The organism is Rathayibacter sp. AY1A2 (assembly GCF_002930935.1).
Classification (GTDB): domain Bacteria; phylum Actinomycetota; class Actinomycetes; order Actinomycetales; family Microbacteriaceae; genus Rathayibacter.
On the sequence record NZ_PSTP01000026.1, the window covers coordinates 16,198 to 40,713 of the forward strand.

Here is a 24,516-nt window from a genome sequence, read left to right on the forward strand (position 1 = left end):
CCGACACCGGGAGCGGTCAGGCGGTCCGCTGACGCGGCGCGGGCGAGGTGAGCGCCCCGCCGACGTCCAGTCCGCGCCACGCGAGGGAGAAGCCGAGCACGGCGAGCGCCGACGTCGACACCGCCAGGAGCTGCAGGAGCGCGAAGGCGGTGAGGTCCTTCGTGTCGTCGGGGTAGTACTGGATGCCCTGGACGGCGAGCGCCGCGAGCAGCACCACCACGATCACCGAGCACACCAGGAGCAGCCGGTTCACCCCGCGCCGCGCGGGCCTCTTCGGCGCTCGGCCCACCTGGGCCCTGGTGGTCAGCCACGCGCAGGCGGCGGAGGCGGAGGCGAGCGCGACGAGGTCGGCCCCGAGGACGTCGCTCGCCCGGTGCCAGGAGGCGGCCATCGTCAGGTTGCCGACCAGCACCACGACCGCGCCGCCCAGCGCGAGCACGACGGTCCGCGCGCGCCCGGGGACGACCATCGCCAGGGCGAAGACCACCGAGACGGCCGCCGCGGTGTGCCCGCTCGGGAAGCTGCCGCCGGTGTACCAGGAGTCGGTGTCGACCAGCTCGGGCCGCTCGAGGACCACGTTCTTGAGCAGCTGGGTGAGCCCGGCCGTGACGACGATCGAGCCGACGGAGGCGACGGCCAGCGCCGGGCGCCTCCGGATCAGCGCGATCGCCGCGACGAGCAGGGCGCCGACGACCATGGAGAGCGGGGTGACGTCCGCGAGCGCCCCCGCGGCGGCGCCGGTGGCGCGGCCGAAGACGAGGTCGGCGCCCCGGAGCCCCGAGTTCTCGACGCCCTGGCCCTGAGGGGTGAGCACGGCGAGCCAGTACACGACGGCGACGCCGATCACGGCGAGGACGGCGGTGGTGATCCAGCGGCGGGTGATGCGCTCTCGGGTGGACACGGGGCCTCCTCTCGAGGGTCGGGCGGGCGGTGGTGAGCCGATGATGCCAGCGCAGCCTCCGCGTCCGCTCGGCACGCGCCGGAGGAGCGAACGATCACGATCCGGGTTCAGCCGCGGAGCAGGCGCTCCTGCTCGGCCGCCCGCGCCTCGATCGCCAGATCGGGCTGGTCGGCGAAGACGCCGTCCACTCCCGAGCGGAGGATCATCGCGAACTCCTCCTGCCAGCCGCCGTACTCCGCCGGGTCTTTCCCGCGGCGGTGCACCTTCTCGAGGAACCGGTTCTCGGCGCGCAGCGTCCAGCAGTAGACCTCGAGCCCGGCCGCGTGAGCGTCCTCGACGAGCGGACCGGTCCCCGTCGCCCGGCCGGCCGCGTCCCGCGAGAAGAGCATGCTCTTGTCGACGCTGATCCCGTCGACGGCTCCGGCGAGGTTCCGCAGTCCCGCCGGCGTGGTGAAGGCGGAGTAGGGGGCCGCGTCGGCGCCGTGGGCGGCCACGAGGTCGGGCGGGGCGCCGCGCGACTCGAGCAGGTAGATCCGGCGGGTGCCGACTCCGCTCACCGCGAGCCGCTCCAGAACGGTCTTCTCGAAGCTCTCGATCGTGAGCCGCGGGTCGCGCGGACCCCAGCCCGCGGCGGCGAGCTCCTCGCACAGCAGCACGTCCAGCGGCAGCCCGATCCCGGCGAAGTACGTCGCGTGCTTGATCTCGGCGACGAGCCCCGGCGGAGCGAGCGGATCGTCCTCCGCCGCCCGGTCCAGCAGCGCCAGCAGCTCGCTGAAGCGCAGCAGCGGGAACTGCCCGTCGAACGTGGCGCTGGAGCCGCGCACCGCCGGCAGCCGCTCGCGGGCCCGCAGCTCCGACAGCTCGTCCCAGGTGAAGTCCTCGGTGAACCAGCCGGTGATCTCGCGGCCGTCGATCCGCTTGGTGGTGCGGCGCGCAGCGAACTCCGGGCGCTTCTCGACGTCCGTCGTGCCGGAGATCTCGTTCTCGTGGCGGAGGACGAGCACGCCGTCGCGGGTCGCCACCAGATCGGGCTCGAGCGCATCGGCGCCCAGCGCGATCGCCAGCTCGTAGGCGGAGCGGGTGTGCTCCGGTCGGTAGCCGCTCGCTCCGCGGTGGCCGATGACGAGCGGTGACTGGCGCGCGGGCATGCCGCGATCCTACGGGCGGCTCTGCACGGCTCGCAGCGGAGTCGAGGTCCGCTCGAAGAGAACAGCCAGACTCTGAGAGGTGCTCTCAGATAAGGTGGTATCCATCGTCGCAGTCCTCTCGGATCCGCGGCGCACCCCGCACACACAGCGACTCAGATCCGCGAGTTCCCTCGGAGACCAGCGCACCTGAGAGAAGAGGAACCATGGCAAGCAACAATCCGGCCTTCGGACGCCCGGAGTTCAGCAACCGCGGCTACGCCGGCCGCGTGCAGGACCTCCCGGACGTCTCCCCCGGCACGCTCGACCAGATGTACTCCCGTCCGGCCGCCGGCTCCGTCGAGACCGACCGGATGACCGTCGAGGACACCCTCGCCAAGACCGCCCTCGCCTTCGTCGTGCTCCTCGCGGGTGCGGCCGTCGGCTGGTTCGTCCCGGGCCTGATGCTCCCCGCCGTGCTCGTCGCGCTGGTGCTGGGCATCGTCAACGCCTTCAAGAAGCAGCCGTCGCCCGCCCTGATCCTCGGCTACGCCGCGACCCAGGGCATCGCTGTCGGCGCGATCTCGAAGTTCTTCGAGAGCGCGTACGCCGGAGCGGTCGTCCAGGCCCTCATGGCGACCGTCATCGTGATCGGCGTCACCCTGGCGCTGTTCATGAACGGCAAGATCCGCACCTCGCCGAAGCTCAACAAGATCTTCTTCATCGGCATGATCAGCTACGCGGTGTTCTCGCTGGTGAACCTGGGCCTCGGCCTCTTCGGCGTCGGCGGCGGCTTCGGTCTCCGCACCGGCTTCATCGGCATCGTGATCGGCCTCATCGCCGTCGCGCTCGCCACGTACTCGCTCGTGATGGACTTCGAGTTCATCCAGCAGGGCGTGCGCAACCGCCTCCCCCGCATCTACGGCTGGACCGGCGCCTACGGCATCCTGGTCACCGTCGTCTGGATGTACCTGGAGATCCTGCGCCTCGTCGCGATCTTCCGCGAGTAGCACGGCGCACCACGTCCGACGGGCGCTCGACCTCCGGGTCGGGCGCCCGTCGTCGTTCCCGGCCTCAGCGTCGTTCCCGGTGCACTGCCGGGAGCGCCTGGCACGATGGAGGGATGAGCGCCGCAGACTTCCGGATCGTCGGCCTCGACGTCGCACGCGGCCTGGCCGTCCTCGGCATGTTCGCCGCCCACCTCGCCCCCGTCGAGAGCGAGATGCTCTGGAACGGCCGCAGCTCCGTCCTCTTCGCCGTGCTGGCGGGAGTGTCGATCGGGCTGATGACGGGCGGCGCACAGCGCTCCTCGCGGCCCTGGCAGGACACGGGATCGATCCTGCTCCGCGGGCTGTACCTGCTCGTCATCGGCGTCGCCCTCACCCTGCTCGGGACGCCGATCGCGGTGATCCTGCCGCACTACGGGGTGATGTTCCTCGTCGCGGCGCTGCTGCTCTTCCTGCCGCGGGCGGTCCTCGCCCTGCTGGTCGCGGTCGCGGCGATCGCCGGGCCCCTCGCGGTCGACGCGCTGACGAGCGCCGGCGGCTCCTGGCTCTCGACCCTGTCGCCCGACGAGGCGCTCCTGGCCGCGCAGCCCCTCATCTGGCTCACCCAGTACTACCCGGTGCCGTCGTGGCTGGCGTACGTGGTACTCGGCCTCCTGATCGCGCGCTGCGACGTCCGGTCCGCGACCACCCAGCGCTGGGTCGTCGTCGGCGGCGCCGTCTCGGCCGTGCTCGGCTACGGCGGCGGGCTGCTGCTCGGGGGTCCGGAGGCGGTGGAGGCGCACGCCAGCACCACCGCCGAGCTCCTCGGGGCGGGCGGGGTCGCCTGCGTGGTCCTCGGCGCGCTGACGGCTCTGCTGCAGCGGCTGCCGCTCCTGGCACGGGCGGCGACTCCGATCGCGGCCGTCGGTGCGATGCCGCTGACGATCTACTCGCTGCAGCTCGTGGCGCTGGCGGTGTACCTGGTCCCGTACGAGCCGTTCGACTTCGAGGCGTGGCGCAGCTGGACGCTGCTCGGCGTCTTCGTGGTCGGCTCGATCGTCGCCGCTCTCCTCTGGAGGCGGCTCGTGGGGCAGGGCCCGCTGGAGTGGCTGCTCGCGCGCGCGTCGCTGCGGCCTCGGGGTCCGCGCGCGGCGCTGGGTTAGGGTGGCCGGATGATCACGCGTCGCGAGGCCGCTCAGCGCCTCGACATCCCCCTCGAGATGGCGACGCGGCACGGCATCCCCACCCGTCTGTCGGAGGAGGAGCTCGCCGCCCTCGAGCAGGATCCGCCCGCCTGGCTCGTCCAGTCGCGCGCGAACCGCACCGGCAGGCGTCCCGTGTGGGTGACCCTCGACTGCGCCGTCTGCGGCCGCTCCGAGGCCGCCCGCCCGAAGAAGTGGTGGCCCGAGTTCACGTTCCTCGTCTGCGAGGACCACTCCCCCGCCTCCTGGCCGCACCACCCCGAGGGCCACCGCCGCGACGAGTACGACGGCATCGGCACCCGCTTCATCGGCGTGCTCGACACCCCCGCCTGACCCGCGCTCGCGAGCCTGCCGCCTGCACCTCGGCCCCCGGACCAGCGCCGACCCGCGTTCCCCGACCGCTCGGCAGGAGCTCGCTTCTCCGCCGGCACCCCAGGAACGTCCCCGCAGGGCCTCGTCCCGCTGACCGCCACTCGGAACGCCTCGCCAGGCACCGGTCAACCCCGACCGATCCCCCGGCCGAACCGCGGCCACCCGTTCCCTGAACAGCCACCTGAGCTCGTTCCCCGACCTGCATCCCGGGAACGGCCCCGCAGGGGCTCGTTCCCCTCTACCTGCACCCGGGAACGGCCCCGCAGGGGCTCGTTCCCCCACCCGCTCCCCTCAACAAGAAACGGCCCCCTTCGAAGGGAGCCGTTCCTGACGTTCCGCGGGTCTCCGCGCGGTCAGCTGCAAGGCGGAGAAGGGCGCGATACCGGAGGTATCGCAACCGCCGACAACGCCGCAGATGACCGTGCGGAGACCCGCGGAATCACTCCCACTCGATGGTGCCGGGGGGCTTGGACGTCACATCCAGCACCACCCGGTTCACGCCGCTCACCTCGTTGGTGATGCGGTTGGAGATTCTGGCGAGGAGGTCGTAGGGCAGGCGGGTCCAGTCGGCGGTCATCGCGTCTTCCGAGGAGACGGGGCGCAGGACGATGGGGTGGCCGTAGGTGCGGCCGTCGCCCTGGACTCCGACGGAGCGGACGTCGGCGAGGAGGACGACGGGGCACTGCCAGATCTCGGTGTCGAGGCCGGCGGCGGTGAGCTCGGCGCGGACGATGGCGTCGGCGTCCTGGAGGAGGTCGAGCCGCTCCTGGGTGACCTCGCCGACGATGCGGATGCCGAGGCCGGGTCCGGGGAAGGGCTGGCGGCCGACGATGACCTCGGGGAGGCCGAGCTCGCGGCCGATCGCGCGGACCTCGTCCTTGAAGAGGGTGCGGAGCGGCTCGACGAGGGCGAACTGCAGGTCCTCGGGGAGTCCGCCGACGTTGTGGTGGGACTTGATGTTGGCGGTGCCGGTCCCGCCGCCGGATTCGACGACGTCGGGGTAGAGCGTGCCCTGGACGAGGAAGTCGATCGTCTCGCCCTCGCCCTGCGCTTCGAGCACGAGCGCTTCGGCGGCGGCCTCGAAGGTGCGGATGAACTCGCGGCCGATGATCTTGCGCTTCTGCTCCGGGTCGCTGACGCCGGCGAGCGCGTCGAGGAACTGCTCGCGCGCGTCGACGGTGACCAGGCGGACGCCGGTCGCGGCGACGTAGTCCTCCTCGACCTGGCGGCGCTCGTCCTTGCGGAGGAGTCCGTGGTCGACGAAGACGCAGGTGAGCTGGTCGCCGATGGCACGGTGCACGATCGCAGCGGCGACGGCGGAGTCGACTCCGCCGGACAGGCCGCAGATGACGCGTCCGGTGCCGACCTGCTCGCGGATCACGGCGACCTGGTCGTCGATCACGTTGGAGGAGTTCCAGTCGGCCGGGATGCCCGCGGCGCGGTGGAGGAAGTTCTCGATGACGGCCTGGCCGTAGGCGGAGTGCTTGACCTCGGGGTGCCACTGCACGCCGTAGAGACGGCGCTCGTCGTTGCCGAAGGCGGCGACCGGGGTGGAGCTCGTGGAGGCGAGGACCTCGAAGCCCTCGGGCGCCTGTGCGACCGAGTCGCCGTGGCTCATCCACACCGTCTGGTCGGCGGGCTGCTCGCCGAGGAGCACGCCACCGTCGGTCGAGAGGGCGGCGTCCGTCGCTCCGTACTCGCGCAGCCCCGTGTTGGCGACCTCGCCGCCGAGCGTCTTCGCCATCACCTGGAAGCCGTAGCAGATGCCCAGGACCGGGACCCCGAGGTCGAAGATCGCGGGGTCGAGCTGCGGGGCGCCCTCCTCGTACACGCTGGAGGGGCCGCCCGAGAGGATGATGCCGACGGGCGACTTCGCGGCGATCTCGGCGGCCGTGGCGTTGGAGGGCACGATCTCGGAGTAGACGTTCGCCTCGCGGACCCGGCGGGCGATCAGCTGCGCGTACTGCGCGCCGAAGTCGACGACGAGGACGGGCTGCGCGGCCAGGTGCGGCTGGGGAGCGGTGGGCTGCTCGCTAATGGGGGGCCTCCACGGAGTCGGTCGGGGTCTTCGGGTCGGTGCCGGCGGTCCGGCGCTCGAGGTACTGCTCGACCTCGCGGGCGATGCGGGTCTCGACGAAGAAGGAGAGGGTGGGCACCACGCCGCCGAGCGCGATGAGCACGAATCGCGTGAACGGCCAGCGCATGAGGCTCCACAGGCGGAAGTCGGCGAAGAGGTAGACGACGTAGAACCAGCCGTGCGCGATCAGGATGCCGGTGGACAGGTTCGCGCCGGTGCCGCTCGACGTGAACTCGCCTCCGGGCACCTCGTACATCGGGGCGAAGTGCAGGACGCCCTGCTGGCCGAAGGCGAACAGCTCGAGGTGGAAGACGTACTTGAGCAGCATCTCCGCGCAGAGCAGGAGCAGCATCACGCCGGTGATGATCGAGGTCACCCGGTAGAAGCGCAGCGCGCTCCGGATCGCAGGGAACTGCGCGGGCTTGGGCTCGAGGGGCATGACGACCAGTTTACGGTGCGGGGGCGGGGGCCTCGGCCCGGTCGCCCAGGTCGGCGCGGGCGCGCTCCTCGGCGTCGAGCGCCTCCTCGGCCTCGCGCTCCCACGCGTCCTTGACGAGGCGGAACCAGAGGTAGAGGGCGAAGCCGGCGAAGACGACCCACTCGATCGCGTAGAAGACGTTGAGCCAGTTCAGCGAGACGTCGCTCACGCGCGCCGGGGAGTCGATGGCCTCGAGGCCGGCGACCGGCTCGTCGACGACGACGTAGCCCTGGTAGACGTCCTGCGGCGGGTCCGGCCAGCGGTTGATCAGCGCGGGGACGGAGAGCGCGGTGAGGGTGGCGGGGTCCAGGCCCTCCGCCGGCGCCTCCGCGGCCTCGTTGGCCACGAGGCGGCCGATGAAGGAGGAGGGCGCCTGCTCGCTCCCGCTGTTGAGCGCGTCCGCGACGGACTGCGCCTGCGCTTCGTCCTGCGTCCAGCCGTAGGCGAGCACCAGATCGGCGTCGGCGGTGCGGGTACGGGCGATGACCCACCAGCCCGGCTGCTCGCCGTTCAGGCGGCCGCCGAGGATCTCGGCACCGCCCGGCACGAAGACGGACGAGCCCTCCACGCGCTGTCCGTCGGCGGTCGCCGTGATCGAGCGGGAGGGGGTCGCGACCTCGGCGAGCGGGAGCGTCGTCTCCGACACTCCGGAGTCGGGCGCGGCGGCTTCGACCGCGCGGCCGACCTGCCACTGCCCGAGCGCGGCGAAGAGCCCGGCGATCAGGAGTGCGAGCGCCAGCGCGGCGATCCAGCGCGGGCGCCGGGCCACCTGCCCGACCGTGCTCTGCGTCATTCGTCCCTCGTCCGCCCTCGATCCGTGCGGTGTCCCGCGGGCCGGATCGAGCCTAACCCGTGAGTGTGGGAGCTCCGTGGGATCAGTAGTCGGGCTCCCTCGGGCGGCGGGGCCGGGCGTCGTCGGCGCCGTCGGACTGCTGCATCGCCTGGTCGATGAGCGCCTGGCGCATCGGATCGGGGAACTCGTCGTCGAGCTCGTCCGGCTCCGCGGGGCGCCTCGGAGGAGCGGGGGCCTCCTCCGCGGAGACGGCGGGCGCGGCCATCGCCGCCTCCACGAGCGCGAAGTCCTCCTCGTCCATGGCCGTGGCCGCTGCGGGTGCCGGGCGGTGCCGCCGCCGCGAGAGGAACGCGCCGATGCTCTCGGAGCGCGAGGCGAGGATCGGCCCGACGATCGCCATGATCAGCACGTAGAGGCCGGCGAAGGGCTGGATCCGCTCGTCGAGCCCCGCCGAGAGCGAGAGCGTCGCCAGGATGAGCGCGAACTCGCCGCGGTTGTGCAGGATGAACGCCGCGTTCAGGCCCGCGCGCGGTCCGAGCTTGTTGAGCCACGCGACGAACTGCCCCGCGCCGAGGTTGAGGACGATGGTCATCACCGCGGCGATCAGCACCGGGACCACGACGCTCGGGAACGCGCCGGGATCCAGCCCGAGACCGAAGTTGACGAAGAAGAACGCGCCGAACACGTCGCGCAGCGGGATCGCGATGTGCTCGACCCTCGACCGGAACCGCGTCGCTCCGATGACCAGTCCGATCAGGAACGCGCCGATGGCGTCCGTCACTCCGAGGACCTCGCCGATGCCGCCGAACAGGATGGCGAGACCGAAGAACAGGATCGTGAACAGCTCGTCGTCGCGAGTGCGGAAGAAGCGGGAGACGACCTTCCCGCCCCAGCGGGCGATCGCGAACATCACCACGAGGAACGCGAACGCGATGACGAGCTTGAGCACCACCGGCCACGGCTCCGTCTCGCCCGAGAGCACGACGGACACGATCGCCAGGTAGACCGCGATGAAGATGTCCTCGACGACCGTGACGCCCAGGATCATCGGCGTCTCGGGGTTCGCCAGGCGCTTGAGCTCGATCAGCAGCTTGGTGACGATCGCGCTCGAGCTCGTCGCCGTGATGCCGGCGATGATCAGCGCCTCGCGGCTCCCCCAGCCCAGCGCGAAGCCGAAGCCGAGGCCGACGGCCATGTTGACCGCGATGTAGGAGCCGCCGGAGAGGATCAGGCGGCCGGCGTTCCCGAAGAACTCGTCCTGGTCGAACTCCAGGCCGAGGTTGAACAGCAGGAGTATCAGCCCGAAGACCGCGGTCAGCTCGATGTAGCTCGACTCGAAGTCGAGCGGGAAGAGGTGGAAGTTCGGGCTCGCGAGGAGCCCGACGACCATGTAGATCGGGATGGCCGGGAGCCCGATCGTCCTCCCCAGCCGGCCGAGGACGTAGGCGACGACGAACAGGACGCCGAGGACGATGAGGTCTTCGCCGTGGTGCATCCTCAGGCTCCGGGCGGGGCGTCGACCGTCTTGGCGAAGCTGCCGGTGCGGAAGAACGCGAACGCCTTGGCGACCTTCTCGGGGCTGCCGGCGACCACGAGGGTGTCGCCGGGGAAGACGCGGAAGTCGGGGGCCGGCGCCGGATTGGCGGCGTCGCCCCGGACCACGGCGACGACGGTCAGCCCGACGATCCCGCGGTCGGCGGGCTTGCCGAGCTGCTGTCCGGCGATGTGGTCGTCGTAGTCCACGGTGAACCAGTCGATCGAGAGGCCCGGGATCTGGTCGAGCGCGGTCAGCGACTCCGTGATCTGCGTGCCGCCGAGCAGCTCGGCGAGGGTGTGCGCCTCGTCGTCGCTCAGGCGGAGCGACACCTTGGCGCCGTCCTGGTCGCCCTCGGCGAACGTGATCAGGTCGCTGTGGCCGGAGCGGTGGGCGATGACCCCGACCTTGCCGCCGTCGGCCGTCAGGAACGTGTGCAGAACGCCGACACCGGGCAGTTTGACCCTGCGGACCTCGACCATGCGTGCTCCCTCCGCGCCGTGCGGCGCTCCCACTCGGGACTTCCAGCTTAGGCGCGTGCGGAGCCCTCCTGCCGAGGGAACCCCGACCCGTCGAGGGATCCCGCAGTTTCCCGGCGGCCTCGGCGGTCCTGCGTCCCTCGCTGTCCACAGGGGGTGGGGGGAGTCTCCACAGGAGGAGCGGAGGGAGGGAAAGGGGGGCGGAAGCGTGCAGTGGGGATCTATCGAGGCGGGGCGTGAGGCCGGTCGGACGAGTCCGTGCGGCTGCGCCGCGGTACGCGCGGACCGGCGAGTGGGCGGGGGCCTCCGCGGACGAGCGGCAGCGGGCGCGGATCGACGCCGTGGCCGCGACCTGGAGCGCGCCCTTCGTCCTCCGCGAGTCGGCGGCGGCGGCGGCGGTCCGGGACGCCCCTTGGTCGAGCCTCTTGCGGAGACCGTGCATGTCGAGGGGCGACGGACCCGGGCAGCCGGACGTGGAACGGCGTCGCGGAGCGCGCGTCCGCCCTCACCCGCACTGATCGACGGACTCGCCGTCTCGGATCTCGCGCAGACCACCGTCGATCCGAACCGACCCGGCGTTCCTCGGGGGCCGCTCGCCCGAGCTCGTGCTTCTCGCCGAGAAGCGCCGGGAAGACCGGATCCGCGCGCGCGGGTCCGCAGCGTCGTCCGCCGGGCTGGCGCGAGGCCTACGACGCCAGCCCGTCCGGCCGACCCGCGCCGGCGTCCGCCGCGTCCAGGGACCCCCGGGCCGTCGAGGGAGCCCGCTGTTCGCGGCGGCCTCGACGGTCAGGATCGCCTCGGTCGGTGAGCGTCAGCTGGGCTGGTACGGCGCGACGACGACCTCGACCCGCTGGAACTCCTTGAGGTCGGAGTAGCCGGTCGTCGCCATCGAGCGGCGCAGGGCGCCGATGAGATTCGCCGTGCCGTCGGCGCCGGTTGCCGGGCCGTAGAGGACCTGCTCGAGGGTGCCGACGGTGCCGACCTCGACGCGGCGGCCGCGCGGCAGCTGCGGGTGGTGCGCCTCCGCGCCCCAGTGCCAGCCCCCGCCGGGAGCGTCGGTCGCGCGGGCCAGCGCCGAGCCGAGCATCACGGCGTCCGCGCCCACCGCGACGGCCTTCACGATGTCGCCGGAGGTGCCGAGGCCGCCGTCCGCGATGACGTGCACGTAGCGTCCGCCCGACTCGTCGAGGTAGTCGCGGCGAGCGCCGGCGACATCGGCGACCGCGGTCGCCATCGGAGCCTGGATGCCGAGCGTCGTGCGGGTGGTGGAGGCGGCACCGCCGCCGAACCCGACGAGGACGCCCGCGGCGCCCGTGCGCATGAGGTGCAGGGCCGCGGTGTAGGTGGAGGCGCCGCCGACGATGACGGGCACGTCGAGCTCGTAGATGAACTTCTTGAGGTTCAGCGGCTCGGTGTCGCGCGAGACGTGCTCGGCCGAGACGGTCGTGCCGCGGATGACGAACACGTCGACCCCGGCGTCGACGACGGTCTGGTACAGCTCCGCGGTCCGCTGGGGCGACAGGGCCCCGGCGACGATCACGCCCGCGGCGCGGATCTCGGCCAGGCGCGCGGTCACCAGCTCGGGGCGGATCGGAGCGGAGTAGATCTCCTGCATCCGCTGCGTCGCGGTCTCGGCCGGAAGCCGACGGATCTCCTCGAGCAGCGGCTCCGGGTCCTCGTACCGCGTCCACAGACCCTCGAGGTCGAGGACGCCCAGCGCCCCCAGATGCCCGAGCCGGATCGCCGTCGCCGGCGACACCACCGAGTCCATCGGCGCGGCGAGGATCGGCGTCGCGAACTGGTACGCGTCGATCGACCACTTCACCGACACGACCTCGGGGTCGCGCGTCCGGCGGCTCGGGACGACGGCGATGTCGTCGAAGGCGTACGCGCGGCGGGCGCGCTTGGCGCGCCCGATCTCGATCTCCATGACGCAGAGTTTACTGTGGCTCGCTCCTCGCTCCGCTCGTCGCTCGCCCGCGGTCGGCCCGAGCGGGCGGTCGCGTTCCCAAGAGCGTCCCGCGTCCGCGCTACGACGATCCGCTCGCACGCGGATCGCCGGTCACCGCTGAGCGGTATCAGCCGTGGCTCGCTCCTCGCTCCGCTCGCCGCTCGCCCGCGGTCGGCCCGAGCGGGCGGTCGCGTTCCGCAGAGCGTCACGCGTCCGCGCTACGCCGATCCGCTGGAAAGCGGATCGCTTGCTTCCGCTCCCACCGGGCTCCACACCAGGCCGCGATCGACGCGAGCGGGCGCACACCACCAGCAGGTGAAGCCTGCGCGGCCGCGACGACGACTTGCTGGGACACGGGACGCCAGTCCCCACTCCGTCGCGCTCACGCGGTGAGGCACGACCACTCCCCCGCATGCGGAAAGGCGGAGGCCCTCCCCCCGCAGTCGCGGCGGCGCCCCGCGCCGCTCGCGCTGCGTCCCCCGCCCCTCAGCCGAGAATCGGTGCTCGTCTCCCGGAGGGAGGCGGCGGATCGGGATCCCGGCCCCTCCGGCGTGGTGGGCGTATGGGCCGCAGGCCCATCGGGCAGAGGGGCCGCGATCCCGATCCGCCGCCGGCCCCCACCAGACCCCTCAGCGCCGGTAGTTCGGCGCCTCCACCACCATCTGCACATCGTGCGGGTGCGACTCCTTCAGCCCGGCCGCCGTGATGCGCACGAACTTCCCGCGCTCCTTCAGCTCGGGGATGGTGCGCGCTCCGACGTAGAACATCGACTGGCGGAGCCCGCCGGCGAGCTGGTACGCCACGTTCGCGAGCGGGCCGCGGTAGGGCACCTGGCCCTCGATGCCCTCGGCGATCAGCTTGTCGTCGGTGGGCACGTCCGACTGGAAGTAGCGGTCCTTCGAGTAGGAGGTCCGCTCGCCGCGGGTCTGCAGGGCGCCGAGGGAGCCCATGCCGCGGTAGGTCTTGAACTGCTTGCCGTTCTGGAACACGAGGTCGCCGGGGCTCTCCTCGCAGCCCGCGAGGAGCGAGCCGAGCATCACGGTGTCGGCGCCGGCGACGAGCGCCTTGGCGATGTCGCCGGAGTACTGGAGGCCGCCGTCGGCGATCACCGGCACGCCGGACTCGCGCGCGGCGAGGGACGCCTCGTAGACCGCGGTGACCTGCGGGACTCCGACGCCGGCGACGACGCGGGTGGTGCAGATCGAGCCGGGGCCGACGCCGACCTTGATGGCGTCGGCGCCCGCGTCGACGAGGGCCTGCGCCCCGGAGCGGGTCGCGACGTTGCCGCCGATGACGTCGACGCCGGCGAACGCGGAGTCGGACTTCAGGCGGCGGATGATGTCGAGCACGCCGGCGGAGTCGCCGTTGGCGGTGTCGACGACGATCACGTCGACTCCCGCGTCGAGCAGGGCGGTGGCGCGCTGCCAGGCGTCGCCGAAGAAGCCGATCGCGGCGCCGACCCGGAGGCGGCCCTCGTCGTCCTTCGTGGCGTTGGGGTACTGCTCCGACTTGTCGAAGTCCTTGACCGTGATGAGGCCGGCGAGCTTGCCCTGCGCGTCGACGAGCGGCAGCTTCTCGATCTTGTGCTGCGCGAAGAGGGCGATGACCTCGCTGTCGGGGATGCCGACGCGGCCCGTGATCAGGCCGGTGCTGGTCATCACGTCGCGGACGAGCGTGGTCGCCTTCTCGAACGGCGAGACGAAGCGCATGTCGCGGTTGGTGATGATGCCCACGAGCACGCCGGTGGAGTCGACGACGGGGAGGCCGCTGATCCGGTACTGGCCGCAGAGGTCGTCCACCTGGGCGACGGTGGCGTCCGGGGTGGTGGTGACGGGGTTCGAGACCATGCCCGACTCGCTCCGCTTCACCCGGTCGACCTGGTCGGCCTGGTCGGCGATGGAGAGGTTGCGGTGCAGGACGCCGAAGCCGCCCTGGCGGGCCATCGCGATCGCCATGCGCGCCTCGGTGACGGTGTCCATCGCCGCGGAGAGCAGCGGGGTCGCCACGCTGATGCGCTTGGTGAGACGGGAGGCCGTGTCGGCCTCGCTCGGGATGACGTCGGTGTGCCCCGGAAGGAGCATGACGTCGTCGTAGGTGAGTCCGAGGAATCCGAAGGGATCCGGCTGGTCCATCAATGCCCCTTAGCAGGTCGAGTGCGGGAGCCCGGAGAGGACGGGAGGAGTCCGCTCACGAGCGCCACGGTTGTTCGATCTTAAGCGCCGCAGGGCCCGCGGTATTCCTCGACGGCGCGGCCGCCGGGCCGCGGATGGGCGCTGGAGCGCTCTCCTCTCCCTCATAATGTCGTCACGCGTAAGTGCGGACGGTGAAACACCGCCGACACATGCGGAACGTATGGTCAACCAACGTTGTTTGACGACGGCGATTCGGGCGTGCCCGGAGACCCCATCCGTCTGTGCACCCTGACGAGAGGTAGACGTCTTGCTCACAGCCAGCCGTTCGATGCGCCGCCAGCGCTCGACGACCCTGCATCCGACGGACCGGGAGGCGCCCCGTGGATAGGAGACGCCCGAGGCTCCGAGACCGGCTCCTGGCCCTGGGTCTGCTCGCCGCGACCCTCACCGGGATCGCCGCGGCGGCCCCTGCCGCACTCGCCGCCACCACCGCCGACCAGTCGATCATCGCCTGGGTCCGCGTGCAGGGGACGAACGAGAACCTGACGGGGGTGACCGTCGAGATCGGCGGCGACGCCTCCGCGACCGTGACCACCGGCGAGGACGGCCGGGCCACGTTCCCCCTCGACGCCGCGGGCACCTACACGGTGACGGTCGACGAGGAGTCCCTGCCCGCCGACAAGGGCTACCCCGCCGCGGGTCAGAACCCGAAGCAGGTGAAGATCGTCGCCTCGCAGAACCAGATCGTGAACTTCATCGTCTCGACGGCCAACCCGAAGGGCTCCGGAGCGACCGTCCCGGTCCCGACGGACTCCGCGGCTCCGACGAGCCCCGCGACCGAGGGCACGACCGGCAACGACGCGACGAACCCCGACGGCACGTCCAATGCGGTGAACCAGCCGGTGTCGGCCGACACGTTCTGGATCATCTTCTGGCCGAAGGTCGTCACCGGCCTGATCTTCGGGCTCCTGATCGCCCTCGCGGCGATCGGCGCCTCGCTGATCTACGGCGTGACCGGCCTGAACAACTTCGCCCACGGCGAGCTGGTCACCTTCGGCGCGCTGATGGCGTACCTCTTCTCCGGGGTCTTCGGACTCCCGGCGCTGCTGGCCATCCCGATCGCGGTGATCCTCGGCGGGGCCTTCGGCTTCGTCCAGGACGGACTGCTCTGGAAGCCGCTGCGGAAGAAGGGCATCCAGCTCATCCCGCTGATGATCGTGACGATCGGCCTCTCGCTGGCCCTGCGCTACGTGTTCGTCTTCTTCTTCGGAGCCGACCGGCTCTCGCTCCCCAACAGCACCGCTCCGTTCTTCACGGTGCCGGAGCTCGGGATCAGCCTGAAGTTCACCGACATCGTCGGCGCCGTCGTCGGCGTCGTCTGCATCGTCGCCGTGGCCTACGTCCTCACGAAGACGAAGATCGGCAAGGCGATGCGGGCGGTCTCGGACAACCGGGCCCTCGCCTCCGCCTCGGGCATCAACGTCGAGCGCGTCATCCGCGTCGTCTGGGTGATGTCGGGCGCTCTCGCCGCGCTGGCGGGCGTCTACATCGGCTACTACCAGTCGCTGCGCTGGGACACGGGAGCGTCGATCCTGCTGCTGATCTTCGCGGCGATCACGCTCGGCGGACTCGGCTCCGCCTACGGCGCGCTGGTCGGCTCGCTCATCATCGGACTGATGATGAACATCTCGACGATCTGGATCCCGGAGAACCTCAAGTACGTGGCTCCGCTCGTTCTCATGATCATCATCCTCCTGGTCAGGCCGCAGGGAATCCTGGGCCGCAAGGAACGGATCGGCTAGGACACCATGAACCTCAACTTCATCTGGCTGGCGATCGGGCAGATCGTCGATCCCACTGTCGCCGCGTACGCGCTGGCGACCATCGGCCTGGTCATCCACTTCGGATTCACGGGGCTGCTCAACTTCGGACAGGCCGGCTTCATGGCAGTGGGCGGCTACGCCTTCGCCATCACCTCGGTCAAGTTCGAATGGCCCGTCTGGGGCTCCTTCCTCGCGACGATCGTCGCGGCGACCGTCTTCGCGCTCATCCTGGGCATCCCGACGCTGCGGCTGCGGGCCGACTACCTCTCGATCGTCACGATCGCGGCGGCGGAGATCATCCGGCTCTCGGTCAAGACCCCCGAGTTCTCGGCGATCACCGGCGGCTCGGAGGGCATCAACGGCGCGGCGAAGGCGTTCAACGACCTCAACCCGCTGCCCGAGGGCCGCTGGGGCATCGGCGTGCTCACCTACAGCCAGGACCAGTGGTGGGTGCGGATCGTCGGCTGGGGCCTCGTGCTCCTGGCCTGCCTCCTGGTGTTCCTCCTGATGCGCAGCCCCTGGGGCCGCGTCATCAAGGGCATCCGCGAGGACGAGGACGCCGTGCGCTCGCTCGGCAAGAACGTCTTCTCGTACAAGATCCAGGCGCTCATCCTGGGCGGCGTGCTCGGAGGCCTCGCAGGAGCGCTGTTCATCCTCCCCCGCTCGCTCCAGCCCGACAACTACGGCACCCAGCTCACGTTCTTCCTCTACACGATCATGCTGCTGGGCGGCGCCGCGACGGTCTTCGGACCCGTCGTCGGCTCGATCATCTTCTGGGTCGTCCTCGGTCTGACCGACGGACTGCTCACGCTCGGGATCGACACCGGGGTCCTCAACAACGACCTCATCCGCCTCACCACCGTGCAGACCGGACCCATCCGGTTCATCGTGGTGGGGGTAGCCCTCATGCTCCTGGTGATCTTCAGACCCCAGGGGATCTTCGGCAAGAAGAAGGATCTGCACTTTGCCTAAGACGCCGGTCTCGGACATCACCGAGGAAGCAATCGTCCCCGGGGTCAGGAAGAAGGACCCCATCGTCGTCGCCGACAACGTCAGCCGCCGCTTCGGCGGCCTGACCGCGGTCGACGTCGAGCACCTCGAGATCCCCCGCGGATCCATCACCGCCCTGATCGGCCCGAACGGGGCCGGCAAGACCACGTTCTTCAACCTGCTGACGGGCTTCGACAAGCCCAACACCGGCAAGTGGAACTTCAAGGGCAAGAACCTCGCCAACGTCCCGGCCTACCGGGTGTCGCGGATGGGCATGGTGCGCACGTTCCAGCTCACCAAGGCGCTCGGCGGCATGACAGTGCTCGAGAACATGCTGCTCGGCGCGAAGGGGCAGAAGGGCGAGAACATCTTCACCTCGCTCATCCGCCCGCTGTGGTCGAAGGAGGAGGACTCGATCGAGCAGCGCGCGATCCGCCTGCTCGAGAAGTTCAAGCTGGACACCAAGCGGGACGACTACGCGTCGAGCCTGTCGGGCGGCCAGAAGAAGCTGCTCGAGATGGCGCGGGCGCTGATGTCGGAGCCCGAGCTCGTCATGCTCGACGAGCCGATGGCCGGCGTGAACCCGGCGCTGACGCAGTCGCTCCTCGGTCACATCGTGAACCTGAAGGACGAGGGCATGACCGTGCTCTTCGTCGAGCACGACATGCACATGGTCAACACGATCGCCGACTGGGTGATCGTGATGGCCGAGGGCAAGGTCGTCGCCGAGGGCCCGCCCTCGACCGTGATGAACGACCCGGCCGTCATCGACGCGTACCTCGGCGCGCACCACGACACCGACCTGGGCACGATCGAGGGCCAGCTCGAGATCGCCGAGGAGATGGACTCCGACCTCGTCCGCGAGGACGTGGAGCGGCAGGCGGATAAGGCCGGCATCCCGACGCCCGGCCACGACGCTCCGGCGGCCGGAACGGCGTCCCCGTCGGCCTCCGCGCCGACGAGCGTCGCCCCGACGACCGACGCCCCGGCCGTCGAATTCGAGAAGGACGAGAGATGACCGCCGACACGACGACTCCGAACACCCTCGAGACGCACGATCTGCACGCGGGCTACGTGCCGGGGGTCAACATCCTCAACGGCTCGAACGTCTACGTGAAGCGCGGCGAGCTCGTCGGGATCATCGGCCCGAACGGTGCAGGCAAGTCGACGCTGCTGAAGGCGATGTTCGGCCTGGTCAACATCCGCCAGGGCACCGTCCTGCTGAACGGCGAGGACATCACCGGCCTCAAGGCCGACAAGCTGGTGTCCAAGGGCGTGGGCTTCGTGCCGCAGAACAACAACGTCTTCCCGTCGCTAACCATCGAGGAGAACCTCGAGATGGGCATGTACCAGAAGCCGAAGCTGTACAAGGAGCGGCTCGAGTTCGTCACCGAGCTCTTCCCGGAGCTCAGCAAGCGGCTCAAGCAGCGCTCGGGGTCGCTCTCGGGCGGTGAGCGCCAGATGGTGGCGATGTCGCGGGCTCTGATGATGGACCCGTCGATGCTGCTGCTCGACGAGCCCAGCGCCGGCCTGTCCCCGATGCGGCAGGACGAGACGTTCGTCAACGTGCAGCGGATCAACCGCGCGGGCGTCTCGATCATGATCGTCGAGCAGAACGCGCGGCGGGCGCTGCAGATCTGCGACCGCGGCTACGTCCTCGATCAGGGCCGCGACGCCTACGAGGGCGCGGGCCGGGAGCTGATGAACGACCCCAAGGTCATCGAGCTCTACCTGGGCACGCTCGCGACGACCAACGAGGTCACCACGAGCACCCCGACCGTCGGCGGCTGATCCCCGCTGCGAAGGGCCCGTCGTCTCCGGACGGCGGGCCCTTCGTCGTTGCCGGGGCGCGGATCGGGCGCGAGCGGGGCCGAGGGGCCGGGGCGGCTCCGGGGCGGAGGCGGGGCCGCTCGCCCAGGGCGCCGGGCGGCTCGGAGACCACTCCGAGCAGGGCGGGAAGGCAGGCGGCTCGGTGCCCGGAGATGCGCCGGCACGGGGTACCGGAGAAGGGAGGCGAGGGAGCCGCTCTCCCGGCGCGGACACGCCTTCACCGGTCTCTCCGCGATGCCCGCCGAACCCCCGGCAAGTCGGCGGAACGACGGTCTGGACACTCGGTCTCCTGTCCGCGGGACGAGGGCAGGACAGCGAGAGTCTCTCCGCACCAGCGACCCCCACGAGGGGGACAGGATATCGCCCTGCCTGCCGTAGTTTTGGGGACACGGGACAGCCCTGCAGGGGGACGTCCCGCTCCCCTCTCCCCCGGTAGGGACCGCGATCGGTCGCCGATCTCCTCCCCTCCCCGCAGCGCCTCGAGCGCCGCGTCGTCCGCCTCGAAGGAGCCGACCATGAAGAGCTACACCCCCGCCCCTGTGGAACTCGGAGCCGGCTTCGGCACCGGTGCGATCGGCGACTACGAGCGCTGGCGCGTCGTCGGCGTCTACGCCCAGGTCGTCATCGCCGAGACCACCGGCGGCAAGCGCCGCAACTACAGCCGTTCCTTCGTCACGTACCGCCTGGCGCAGGAGGCGGAGCTGCTCCGCGCCTCCTAGGTCCTCCGCACTCCACGAGCGCGCGTCCTCCCTCGGGAGGGCGCGCGCTTCTGCGTTCCCGCTCGACGTCGTCGCTCCCGCCCGCGGTCCGGCAGGGCGCCCCTCGAGGCCGGGAGAGGCGCTCGGAGGCGTTCACAGGCCGTCCGAGCCGCTCCTCCTCCCGGGTGTCTCCTCGACGCGACGCCAGGCCCTGGACGCCGCGCAGCCGTCCGCCCGCACCCGACAGCGGACGCCCGCGCGGACGACCGCCGCGCCTCGCTGCGTCCGCGCGACCGGCGCGTCTCCGCCTCTGCCCTCCGGGAACGGCGAAGGGGCCCGGTCCGAAGACCGAGCCCCTCAGGGATGCGGCAGGAGCCGCGTCACCGCGTCGTCAGTTCAGCGAACCCTCGACGGTCTCCTCGAAGGAGGTGGTGTTGCCCGTGCCGTACTTGTAGATCGAGACCGAGGCCTCGCTGGTGTCGCCGTTCTCGTCGAACGAGATCGGGCCGGAGAGGCCGTCGTAGTCGACGTCCTCGCCGTCGGCGATGAGCTTCGCGCAGTCGGCGAAGGTCGTGCACTTGGTGCCGCCCTCCGAGACCGACATGAGGTTGTCGCGGATGGTCGCACCGTCCGTCGCCTTGCCCTGGAGCGCGGCGAGAGCGGTCAGGACCGTGGCGTCGTACGACTCCGGCGCATAGCTGAACACGGTCAGCGCGTCGTTGCCCTGCGACTCGACGAGCGACTGCAGCTTGCCCTGGAAGTCCTCGGACGCCTGGACGCCCGGGTTGGTGAACTGCGCGCCGGCGATGTCGACGTTGGTGTCGGACTCGCCGATGACGCCGTAGTTGCCGTCCGTGCCGTAGAGCTTCGAGAAGTCGAAGCCCTTGGCCGAGAGCTGCTCCGCGATGGTCTTGATCTCGTCGAACGAGATGACGACCAGCGCGTCGGGGTTCGGGGCGAGGACCGAGGTCAGCGCCGAGTTGAAGTCGGTCGAGGCCGGCTCGAAGATCTCCTCGGCCGCGACGGATGCTCCGCCCGCCTCGAGGGTCTCCTTGATGTTCTTCTCGAGGCCGGTGCCGTACGCGTCGTTCATGTACAGGATCGAGACGTTGGTCTTGCCGTCGCCGAGGATCTTGTTGCCGAGGATGCGGCCCTGGAGCACGTCCGAGGGAGCGGTGCGCCAGTAGTAGCCGTCGTCGTCGTAGGTCGTGAAGTCCGGCGAGGTGTTGGCCGGCGAGATCTGGACGACGCCCGCCTGGGTCACCTGGTCGATGAAGGTCTTCGAGACGCCCGAGGACGCCGCGCCGATGATGGCGGAGACGTTGTCGGCGATGAGGGACGTGGCCGACTGCGTCGCGATGTCGGTCGTGGTGTCGCCCGAGTCCTTCTGCTCCACGTCGATCGTGATGCCGGCCTTGGCGTCGTTGATGTCGACGACCGCCTGGTCGACGCCCGCGATCTCGGGCGGGCCGAGGACGGCGAGGGTGCCGGTCTGCGGGAGGATCGTGCCGATCTTGAGGGACAGGTCGCCCGAGCCGCTGTCGCCGCTCGATCCGCTGTCGCCGCCGCCGGCGCAGCCGGCGAGGACGAGAGCGCTGGCGCCCAGAATGGCGACGCCGCTGAGGGTTGCCCGGAGGGACCGCGCGCGGGCCGAGCCGGCCTTCGCGTAAACGCCCATGTTGCTCCTTGAGAGGTGTGTGTCAGTGGGAGCGGCGCCGGTGGCAACCGCTCGGCCAACCTAACCTCCGAAGCAGCCGTGAACAATACAGGGGTGTTACCAATACGTTTCGCGACCGGATCGTTACCATTCCGCTGTCGCGCCGCGCCAGGACGACGCGTTCCGCAGATCAGACGGAGGATCGGCGCCGTCTGCGCTCCGCGGCGACGAGGTCGCCTGAGAAGATCGCCAGGGCGGCCCACACCAGCGCGAAGCCGATCCAGCGCTCGAGCGGCATCTCCTCGTGCAGGACGAAGGCCCCGACGAGGAACTGCAGGAACGGCGTCAGGTACTGCACGAAGCCGACGATCGACAGCGGGAGCCGGCGCGCGGCGCCCGCGAACAGGAGCAGCGGGACGGCCGTGACGATGCCGGCCGAGGCGAGGATGAGGGCGTGCCCCGTCCCCTCCGTCGTCAGGGTCAGCCCCACCGTGGAGCCGACGACCGCCAGCTGCACGACGGCGAGCGGCGTCAGCCAGAGCGTCTCGAGCGTCAGTCCGCCGACCGCGTCCACCGTGCCGCCGACGCGGCTCTTCACCAGGCCGTAGAGGCCGAACGAGAAGGCGAGGGCGAGCGAGATCCACGGGAAGGATCCGTAGCCCACCGCGATGACCAGCACCGCGACCGCGCTGACGCCCATCGCGGCCCACTGCAGTGGCCGGAGGCGCTCGCGCAGCACCAGGACGCCCAGCAGCACCGTGACCAGCGGGTTCATGAAGTAGCCCAGGGCCGCCTCGATGACGTGGCCCGTGGTCGTGGCGATCACGTAGACCTGCCAGTTGACGTAGATGAGCACGCCCGCGATCGCCATCACGCCGAGCAGGCGGGGGCGGCGCAGCAGCGCGCCGAAGGAGCGCCAGCCGCGGAGGACCGTGAGCAGGATCACGCAGAAGACGAGCGAGAAGAGCACTCGGAACGCGACGATCTCGAACGGCGAGGCCGGCGCCATCGCGATGAAGTAGAGGGGCATCGCACCCCAGAGCAGGTAGGCCGAGAACGCGAACAGCAGCCCCGTGCCGGACATCCCGCCCGGGCGTCCCGCCGCTCCGAGCGCCTCCACTCCTTCGCCGACGGGCACGTCCGAAGGGGACGGCGAGACGGACTCGGCAGGGGTGCGGGAGCTGGTCACTCCCCCGATGCTACGCAGCCGCGGGGTGGGGAGACGGCCCCGTAGCGGGCGGATCAGGCCACTGGCCGCGAGGAGGACCGGGAACGACGGAAGGGCCCGCCGACCGAGGTCGACGGGCCCTTCCGAGGGATGCTGCCTAGCGGACGACGACCGCGAGGACGTCGCGAGCGGAGAGGACCAGCAGGTCCTCGCCACCGAACTTGACCTCGGTTCCGCCGTACTTGGAGTAGATCACCTTGTCGCCGACGGCGACGTCGAGCGGCACGCGGTTGCCGTTGTCGTCGATGCGACCGGGTCCGACGGCGACGACCTCGCCCTCCTGCGGCTTCTCCTTGGCGGTATCGGGGATGACGAGACCGGAAGCGGTCACCTGCTCCGCCTCGACCTGCTTGATGACGATGCGATCTTCGAGCGGCTTGATGGACACCGACACGGTTGACCTCTTTCTTGACGACGATGTGGGCGGAACGCGGTTCTGGCACACACGCTCCGAGAGTGCTAGATCCATCGTAGGGGCTCCGCTGGCACTCGTGCAATCAGAGTGCCAAGCGGGGCGGCGGACCCGCCGGGAAGCCGTGGCCTACCATGGCCGGATGCGACGCGACGAGCTGGTCGAGCTCCTCTCCCCCGAGGGCCTCCGGCTCCTCGACTCCCTCGACGGCTACCGGTCCGACGACCTGGTGCGGGCCGTGGCACGCCTCCGGGCCGCCGGCCACTCCCCCGTCCTCGTCGCCGCGGTGCTCACCCAGGCGAGGCTCCGGCAGAAGGCGGAGGCGAAGTTCGGAGAGTTCGCCCGCTCGATGCTCTTCACGGACGCGGGACTCGAGCAGGCGACGCGGCTGCGCGTCGCCGCCCTGCACGCCGGCCGGTTCGCCGCGGCGGGAGCGGCGCGCGTCGCCGACCTCGGCAGCGGGATCGGCGGCGACGCCCTCGCGATGGCCGCGATCGACCTGGCGGTCACCGCCGTCGAGGCCGACGAGGTCACCGCGACCCTGGCCAGCTTCAACCTCGCCCCGTTCCCCGCGGCGAGCGCCGTGCACTCGACGGCCGAGGCCTTCGACCTCGACGGCTTCGACGCCGTCTACCTGGACCCGGCACGCCGCACGGCGGGCCACCGCGAGACCCGCCGGCTCGACGATCCGGACGACTACTCCCCCTCGCTCGACTTCGCGTTCGGCCTGGCCGAGCATCGTCCCGTGGGCGTGAAGGTGGGTCCCGGCTTCGACCGCGAGCGCCTGCCGCGGGACGCCGAGGCGCAGTGGGTCTCGGTCGACGGGGAGCTGGTCGAGACCGGGCTCTGGTTCGGTTCTCTGGCGCGCACGGGCGTGCGCCGCTCCGCTCTGCTGCTCGGCGCGACCGGCTCCTCCGAGCTCACCGCGGCGGGCGACAGCGAGGACGAGGAGGTCGGCCCCCTCGGCGCGTTCGTGCACGAGCCGGACGGCTCCGCGATCCGCGCGCGCCTCCTGGGCGAGCTCGCGCGCTCCAGCGGCTCGCGGATGCTCTCGCCCGGCATCGCCTATCTGACGGGCGACGATGCGGCTGCCTCGCCCTTCCTCCGCAGCTTCCGGGTCCTCGCCGAGCTGCCGCTGGACGAGCGCACGCTGGCGAAGGAGCTGCGCACCCGCGGCATCGGCGTGCTCGAGATCAAGAAGCGCGGGGTGGACGTCGACCCCGCCCGCTTCCGCAAGCGGCTGGGCCTCTCCGGCACCGGCAGCGCGGTGCTGATCCTGACGCGGATCGCCGGGCGCCACCGCGCGCTGCTCGCGGAGCGCGTCGAGCGGCCCGCGCCGGCTCAGTAGCCGGAGGTGCCGGCGGCGAGGGCGACCACGACGAAGACGAGGAAGACCGCCAGGTAGATCAGCGAGACGGCGATGCCGGCGAACCCGGTGATGATCGCGGTCAGCGCGAAGCCGCGTGCGGCCGGCTCGCGCCGGCGTCCGAGGAATCCGAGCACGACGGCCGGAGCCGACAGCAGGAAGCCGAAGCCGGCGGCGAAGAGCGTGATGACCAGGCCGACGATGCCGAGGATCATCCCGACGAGGCTCAGCGTGCGCGGGACGACGGGCGCCGGTGCGGCCGCGTAGGCGGCGGGGTGGCCGGGCGCGGAGGAGTAGGCGGGCGCCGAGGGGTACGCCGGCGGGGGCGGCGGCGACCCGTAGGCCGGCGGCGCGGAGTCGGCGAGCGGCACCGACGGCTGCGACGCGGCCGAGGGCGGAGCGGGCGGAGCCGCGGAGTCCGTCGGGACCGGGACGGTCGCTCCGGAGCCCTTCGGGTTGGCCGTCGAGACGATGAAGTTCACG

General features: G+C 71.2%; 22 protein-coding genes. 9 read left to right on the plus strand and 13 right to left on the minus strand.

Translation table 11 applies throughout. From position 1 onward, the window contains the following. Window positions 1–16 precede the first annotated feature (16 nt). Together C5B93_RS15700 and C5B93_RS15705 are read right to left on the minus strand one after the other, a co-directional pair. On the minus strand, window positions 17–901 hold the full coding sequence (locus tag C5B93_RS15700; protein WP_104224743.1) for a phosphatase PAP2 family protein: 885 nt from the start codon (window positions 899–901) through the stop codon (window positions 17–19). 107 nt (window positions 902–1,008) lie between these two features. Beyond that, on the minus strand, window positions 1,009–2,049 hold the full coding sequence (locus C5B93_RS15705) for a glycerophosphodiester phosphodiesterase family protein (protein WP_104292889.1): 1,041 nt from the start codon (window positions 2,047–2,049) through the stop codon (window positions 1,009–1,011). 203 nt (window positions 2,050–2,252) lie between these two features. Here C5B93_RS15705 and C5B93_RS15710 point away from each other — a divergent pair, with 203 nt between their 5' ends. From C5B93_RS15710 to C5B93_RS15720, 3 genes are all read left to right on the plus strand, one after another. After that, window positions 2,253–3,035, plus strand: coding sequence for a Bax inhibitor-1/YccA family protein (locus C5B93_RS15710; protein ID WP_104224741.1), 783 nt, complete (start codon window positions 2,253–2,255; stop codon window positions 3,033–3,035). A gap of 113 nt (window positions 3,036–3,148) precedes the next feature. After that, a complete protein-coding gene (locus tag C5B93_RS15715; protein ID WP_104292890.1) occupies window positions 3,149–4,174 on the plus strand; it encodes a DUF418 domain-containing protein in 1,026 nt (341 codons plus the stop codon). Between the two features lie 9 nt (window positions 4,175–4,183). Next, a complete protein-coding gene (locus tag C5B93_RS15720) occupies window positions 4,184–4,546 on the plus strand; it encodes a DUF5997 family protein (protein ID WP_104224739.1) in 363 nt (120 codons plus the stop codon). Window positions 4,547–5,024: 478 nt separating this feature from the next. Here the strand turns inward: C5B93_RS15720 and guaA are convergent, their stop codons facing one another. The 7 genes from guaA to guaB all read right to left on the minus strand — a co-directional run bounded on the left by guaA (window position 5,025) and on the right by guaB (window position 14,029). Next, on the minus strand, window positions 5,025–6,590 hold the full coding sequence (guaA, locus tag C5B93_RS15725) for a glutamine-hydrolyzing GMP synthase (protein WP_104227304.1): 1,566 nt from the start codon (window positions 6,588–6,590) through the stop codon (window positions 5,025–5,027). 28 nt (window positions 6,591–6,618) lie between these two features. Then, entirely contained in the window at window positions 6,619–7,101 is a 483-nt protein-coding gene (locus tag C5B93_RS15730) for a DUF3817 domain-containing protein (protein ID WP_104234169.1), read from the minus strand. Between the two features lie 10 nt (window positions 7,102–7,111). After that, window positions 7,112–7,933, minus strand: coding sequence for an SURF1 family cytochrome oxidase biogenesis protein (locus C5B93_RS15735; RefSeq protein WP_104292891.1), 822 nt, complete (start codon window positions 7,931–7,933; stop codon window positions 7,112–7,114). 82 nt (window positions 7,934–8,015) lie between these two features. Further along, entirely contained in the window at window positions 8,016–9,428 is a 1,413-nt protein-coding gene (locus C5B93_RS15740) for a cation:proton antiporter (protein ID WP_104234167.1), read from the minus strand. A 2-nt stretch (window positions 9,429–9,430) separates the two neighbouring features. Then, complete coding sequence (locus tag C5B93_RS15745) at window positions 9,431–9,949, minus strand: cation:proton antiporter regulatory subunit (protein WP_068256939.1); 519 nt, start codon at window positions 9,947–9,949, stop codon at window positions 9,431–9,433. An 808-nt stretch (window positions 9,950–10,757) separates the two neighbouring features. Beyond that, window positions 10,758–11,876, minus strand: coding sequence for a GuaB3 family IMP dehydrogenase-related protein (locus tag C5B93_RS15750; RefSeq protein WP_104292892.1), 1,119 nt, complete (start codon window positions 11,874–11,876; stop codon window positions 10,758–10,760). 650 nt (window positions 11,877–12,526) lie between these two features. Further along, window positions 12,527–14,029 carry an IMP dehydrogenase gene (gene guaB, locus C5B93_RS15755; protein ID WP_104256107.1) on the minus strand — a complete coding sequence of 501 codons (1,503 nt, stop codon included), beginning with the start codon at window positions 14,027–14,029 and terminating at the stop codon, window positions 12,527–12,529. A 380-nt stretch (window positions 14,030–14,409) separates the two neighbouring features. On the opposite strand from guaB, the gene C5B93_RS15760 reads away from it, so the two are divergent. The 5 genes from C5B93_RS15760 (at window position 14,410) to C5B93_RS15780 (ending at window position 19,391) form a co-directional block, all read left to right on the plus strand. Further along, window positions 14,410–15,831 (plus strand): branched-chain amino acid ABC transporter permease, encoded by a 1,422-nt coding sequence (locus tag C5B93_RS15760; protein WP_104224732.1) that lies wholly within the window; start codon window positions 14,410–14,412, stop codon window positions 15,829–15,831. A gap of 6 nt (window positions 15,832–15,837) precedes the next feature. Beyond that, a complete protein-coding gene (locus C5B93_RS15765; protein WP_104224731.1) occupies window positions 15,838–16,824 on the plus strand; it encodes a branched-chain amino acid ABC transporter permease in 987 nt (328 codons plus the stop codon). After that, a complete protein-coding gene (locus C5B93_RS15770) occupies window positions 16,817–17,860 on the plus strand; it encodes an ABC transporter ATP-binding protein (protein WP_104234165.1) in 1,044 nt (347 codons plus the stop codon). Before C5B93_RS15765 ends, C5B93_RS15770 begins: the two co-directional genes overlap by 8 nt. Continuing rightward, window positions 17,857–18,633, plus strand: coding sequence for an ABC transporter ATP-binding protein (locus tag C5B93_RS15775; protein ID WP_104224729.1), 777 nt, complete (start codon window positions 17,857–17,859; stop codon window positions 18,631–18,633). Before C5B93_RS15770 ends, C5B93_RS15775 begins: the two co-directional genes overlap by 4 nt. Window positions 18,634–19,187: 554 nt before the next feature. Further along, a complete protein-coding gene (locus tag C5B93_RS15780) occupies window positions 19,188–19,391 on the plus strand; it encodes a hypothetical protein (protein ID WP_104234164.1) in 204 nt (67 codons plus the stop codon). 370 nt (window positions 19,392–19,761) lie between these two features. Here the strand turns inward: C5B93_RS15780 and C5B93_RS15785 are convergent, their stop codons facing one another. From C5B93_RS15785 to groES, 3 genes are all read right to left on the minus strand, one after another. After that, entirely contained in the window at window positions 19,762–21,048 is a 1,287-nt protein-coding gene (locus C5B93_RS15785; protein ID WP_104292893.1) for an ABC transporter substrate-binding protein, read from the minus strand. A 169-nt stretch (window positions 21,049–21,217) separates the two neighbouring features. Beyond that, on the minus strand, window positions 21,218–22,111 hold the full coding sequence (gene rarD, locus C5B93_RS15790) for an EamA family transporter RarD (RefSeq protein WP_104224726.1): 894 nt from the start codon (window positions 22,109–22,111) through the stop codon (window positions 21,218–21,220). Between the two features lie 241 nt (window positions 22,112–22,352). Then, on the minus strand, window positions 22,353–22,649 hold the full coding sequence (gene groES, locus C5B93_RS15795; RefSeq protein ID WP_097167691.1) for a co-chaperone GroES: 297 nt from the start codon (window positions 22,647–22,649) through the stop codon (window positions 22,353–22,355). A 160-nt stretch (window positions 22,650–22,809) separates the two neighbouring features. Here groES and C5B93_RS15800 point away from each other — a divergent pair, with 160 nt between their 5' ends. Continuing rightward, entirely contained in the window at window positions 22,810–24,015 is a 1,206-nt protein-coding gene (locus tag C5B93_RS15800; protein WP_104292894.1) for an SAM-dependent methyltransferase, read from the plus strand. Here the strand turns inward: C5B93_RS15800 and C5B93_RS17390 are convergent. Beyond that, window positions 24,009–24,516 (minus strand): hypothetical protein (locus C5B93_RS17390; protein WP_181068418.1); only part of this gene is annotated, 508 nt, incomplete at its 5' end. The genes C5B93_RS15800 and C5B93_RS17390 overlap by 7 nt on opposite strands.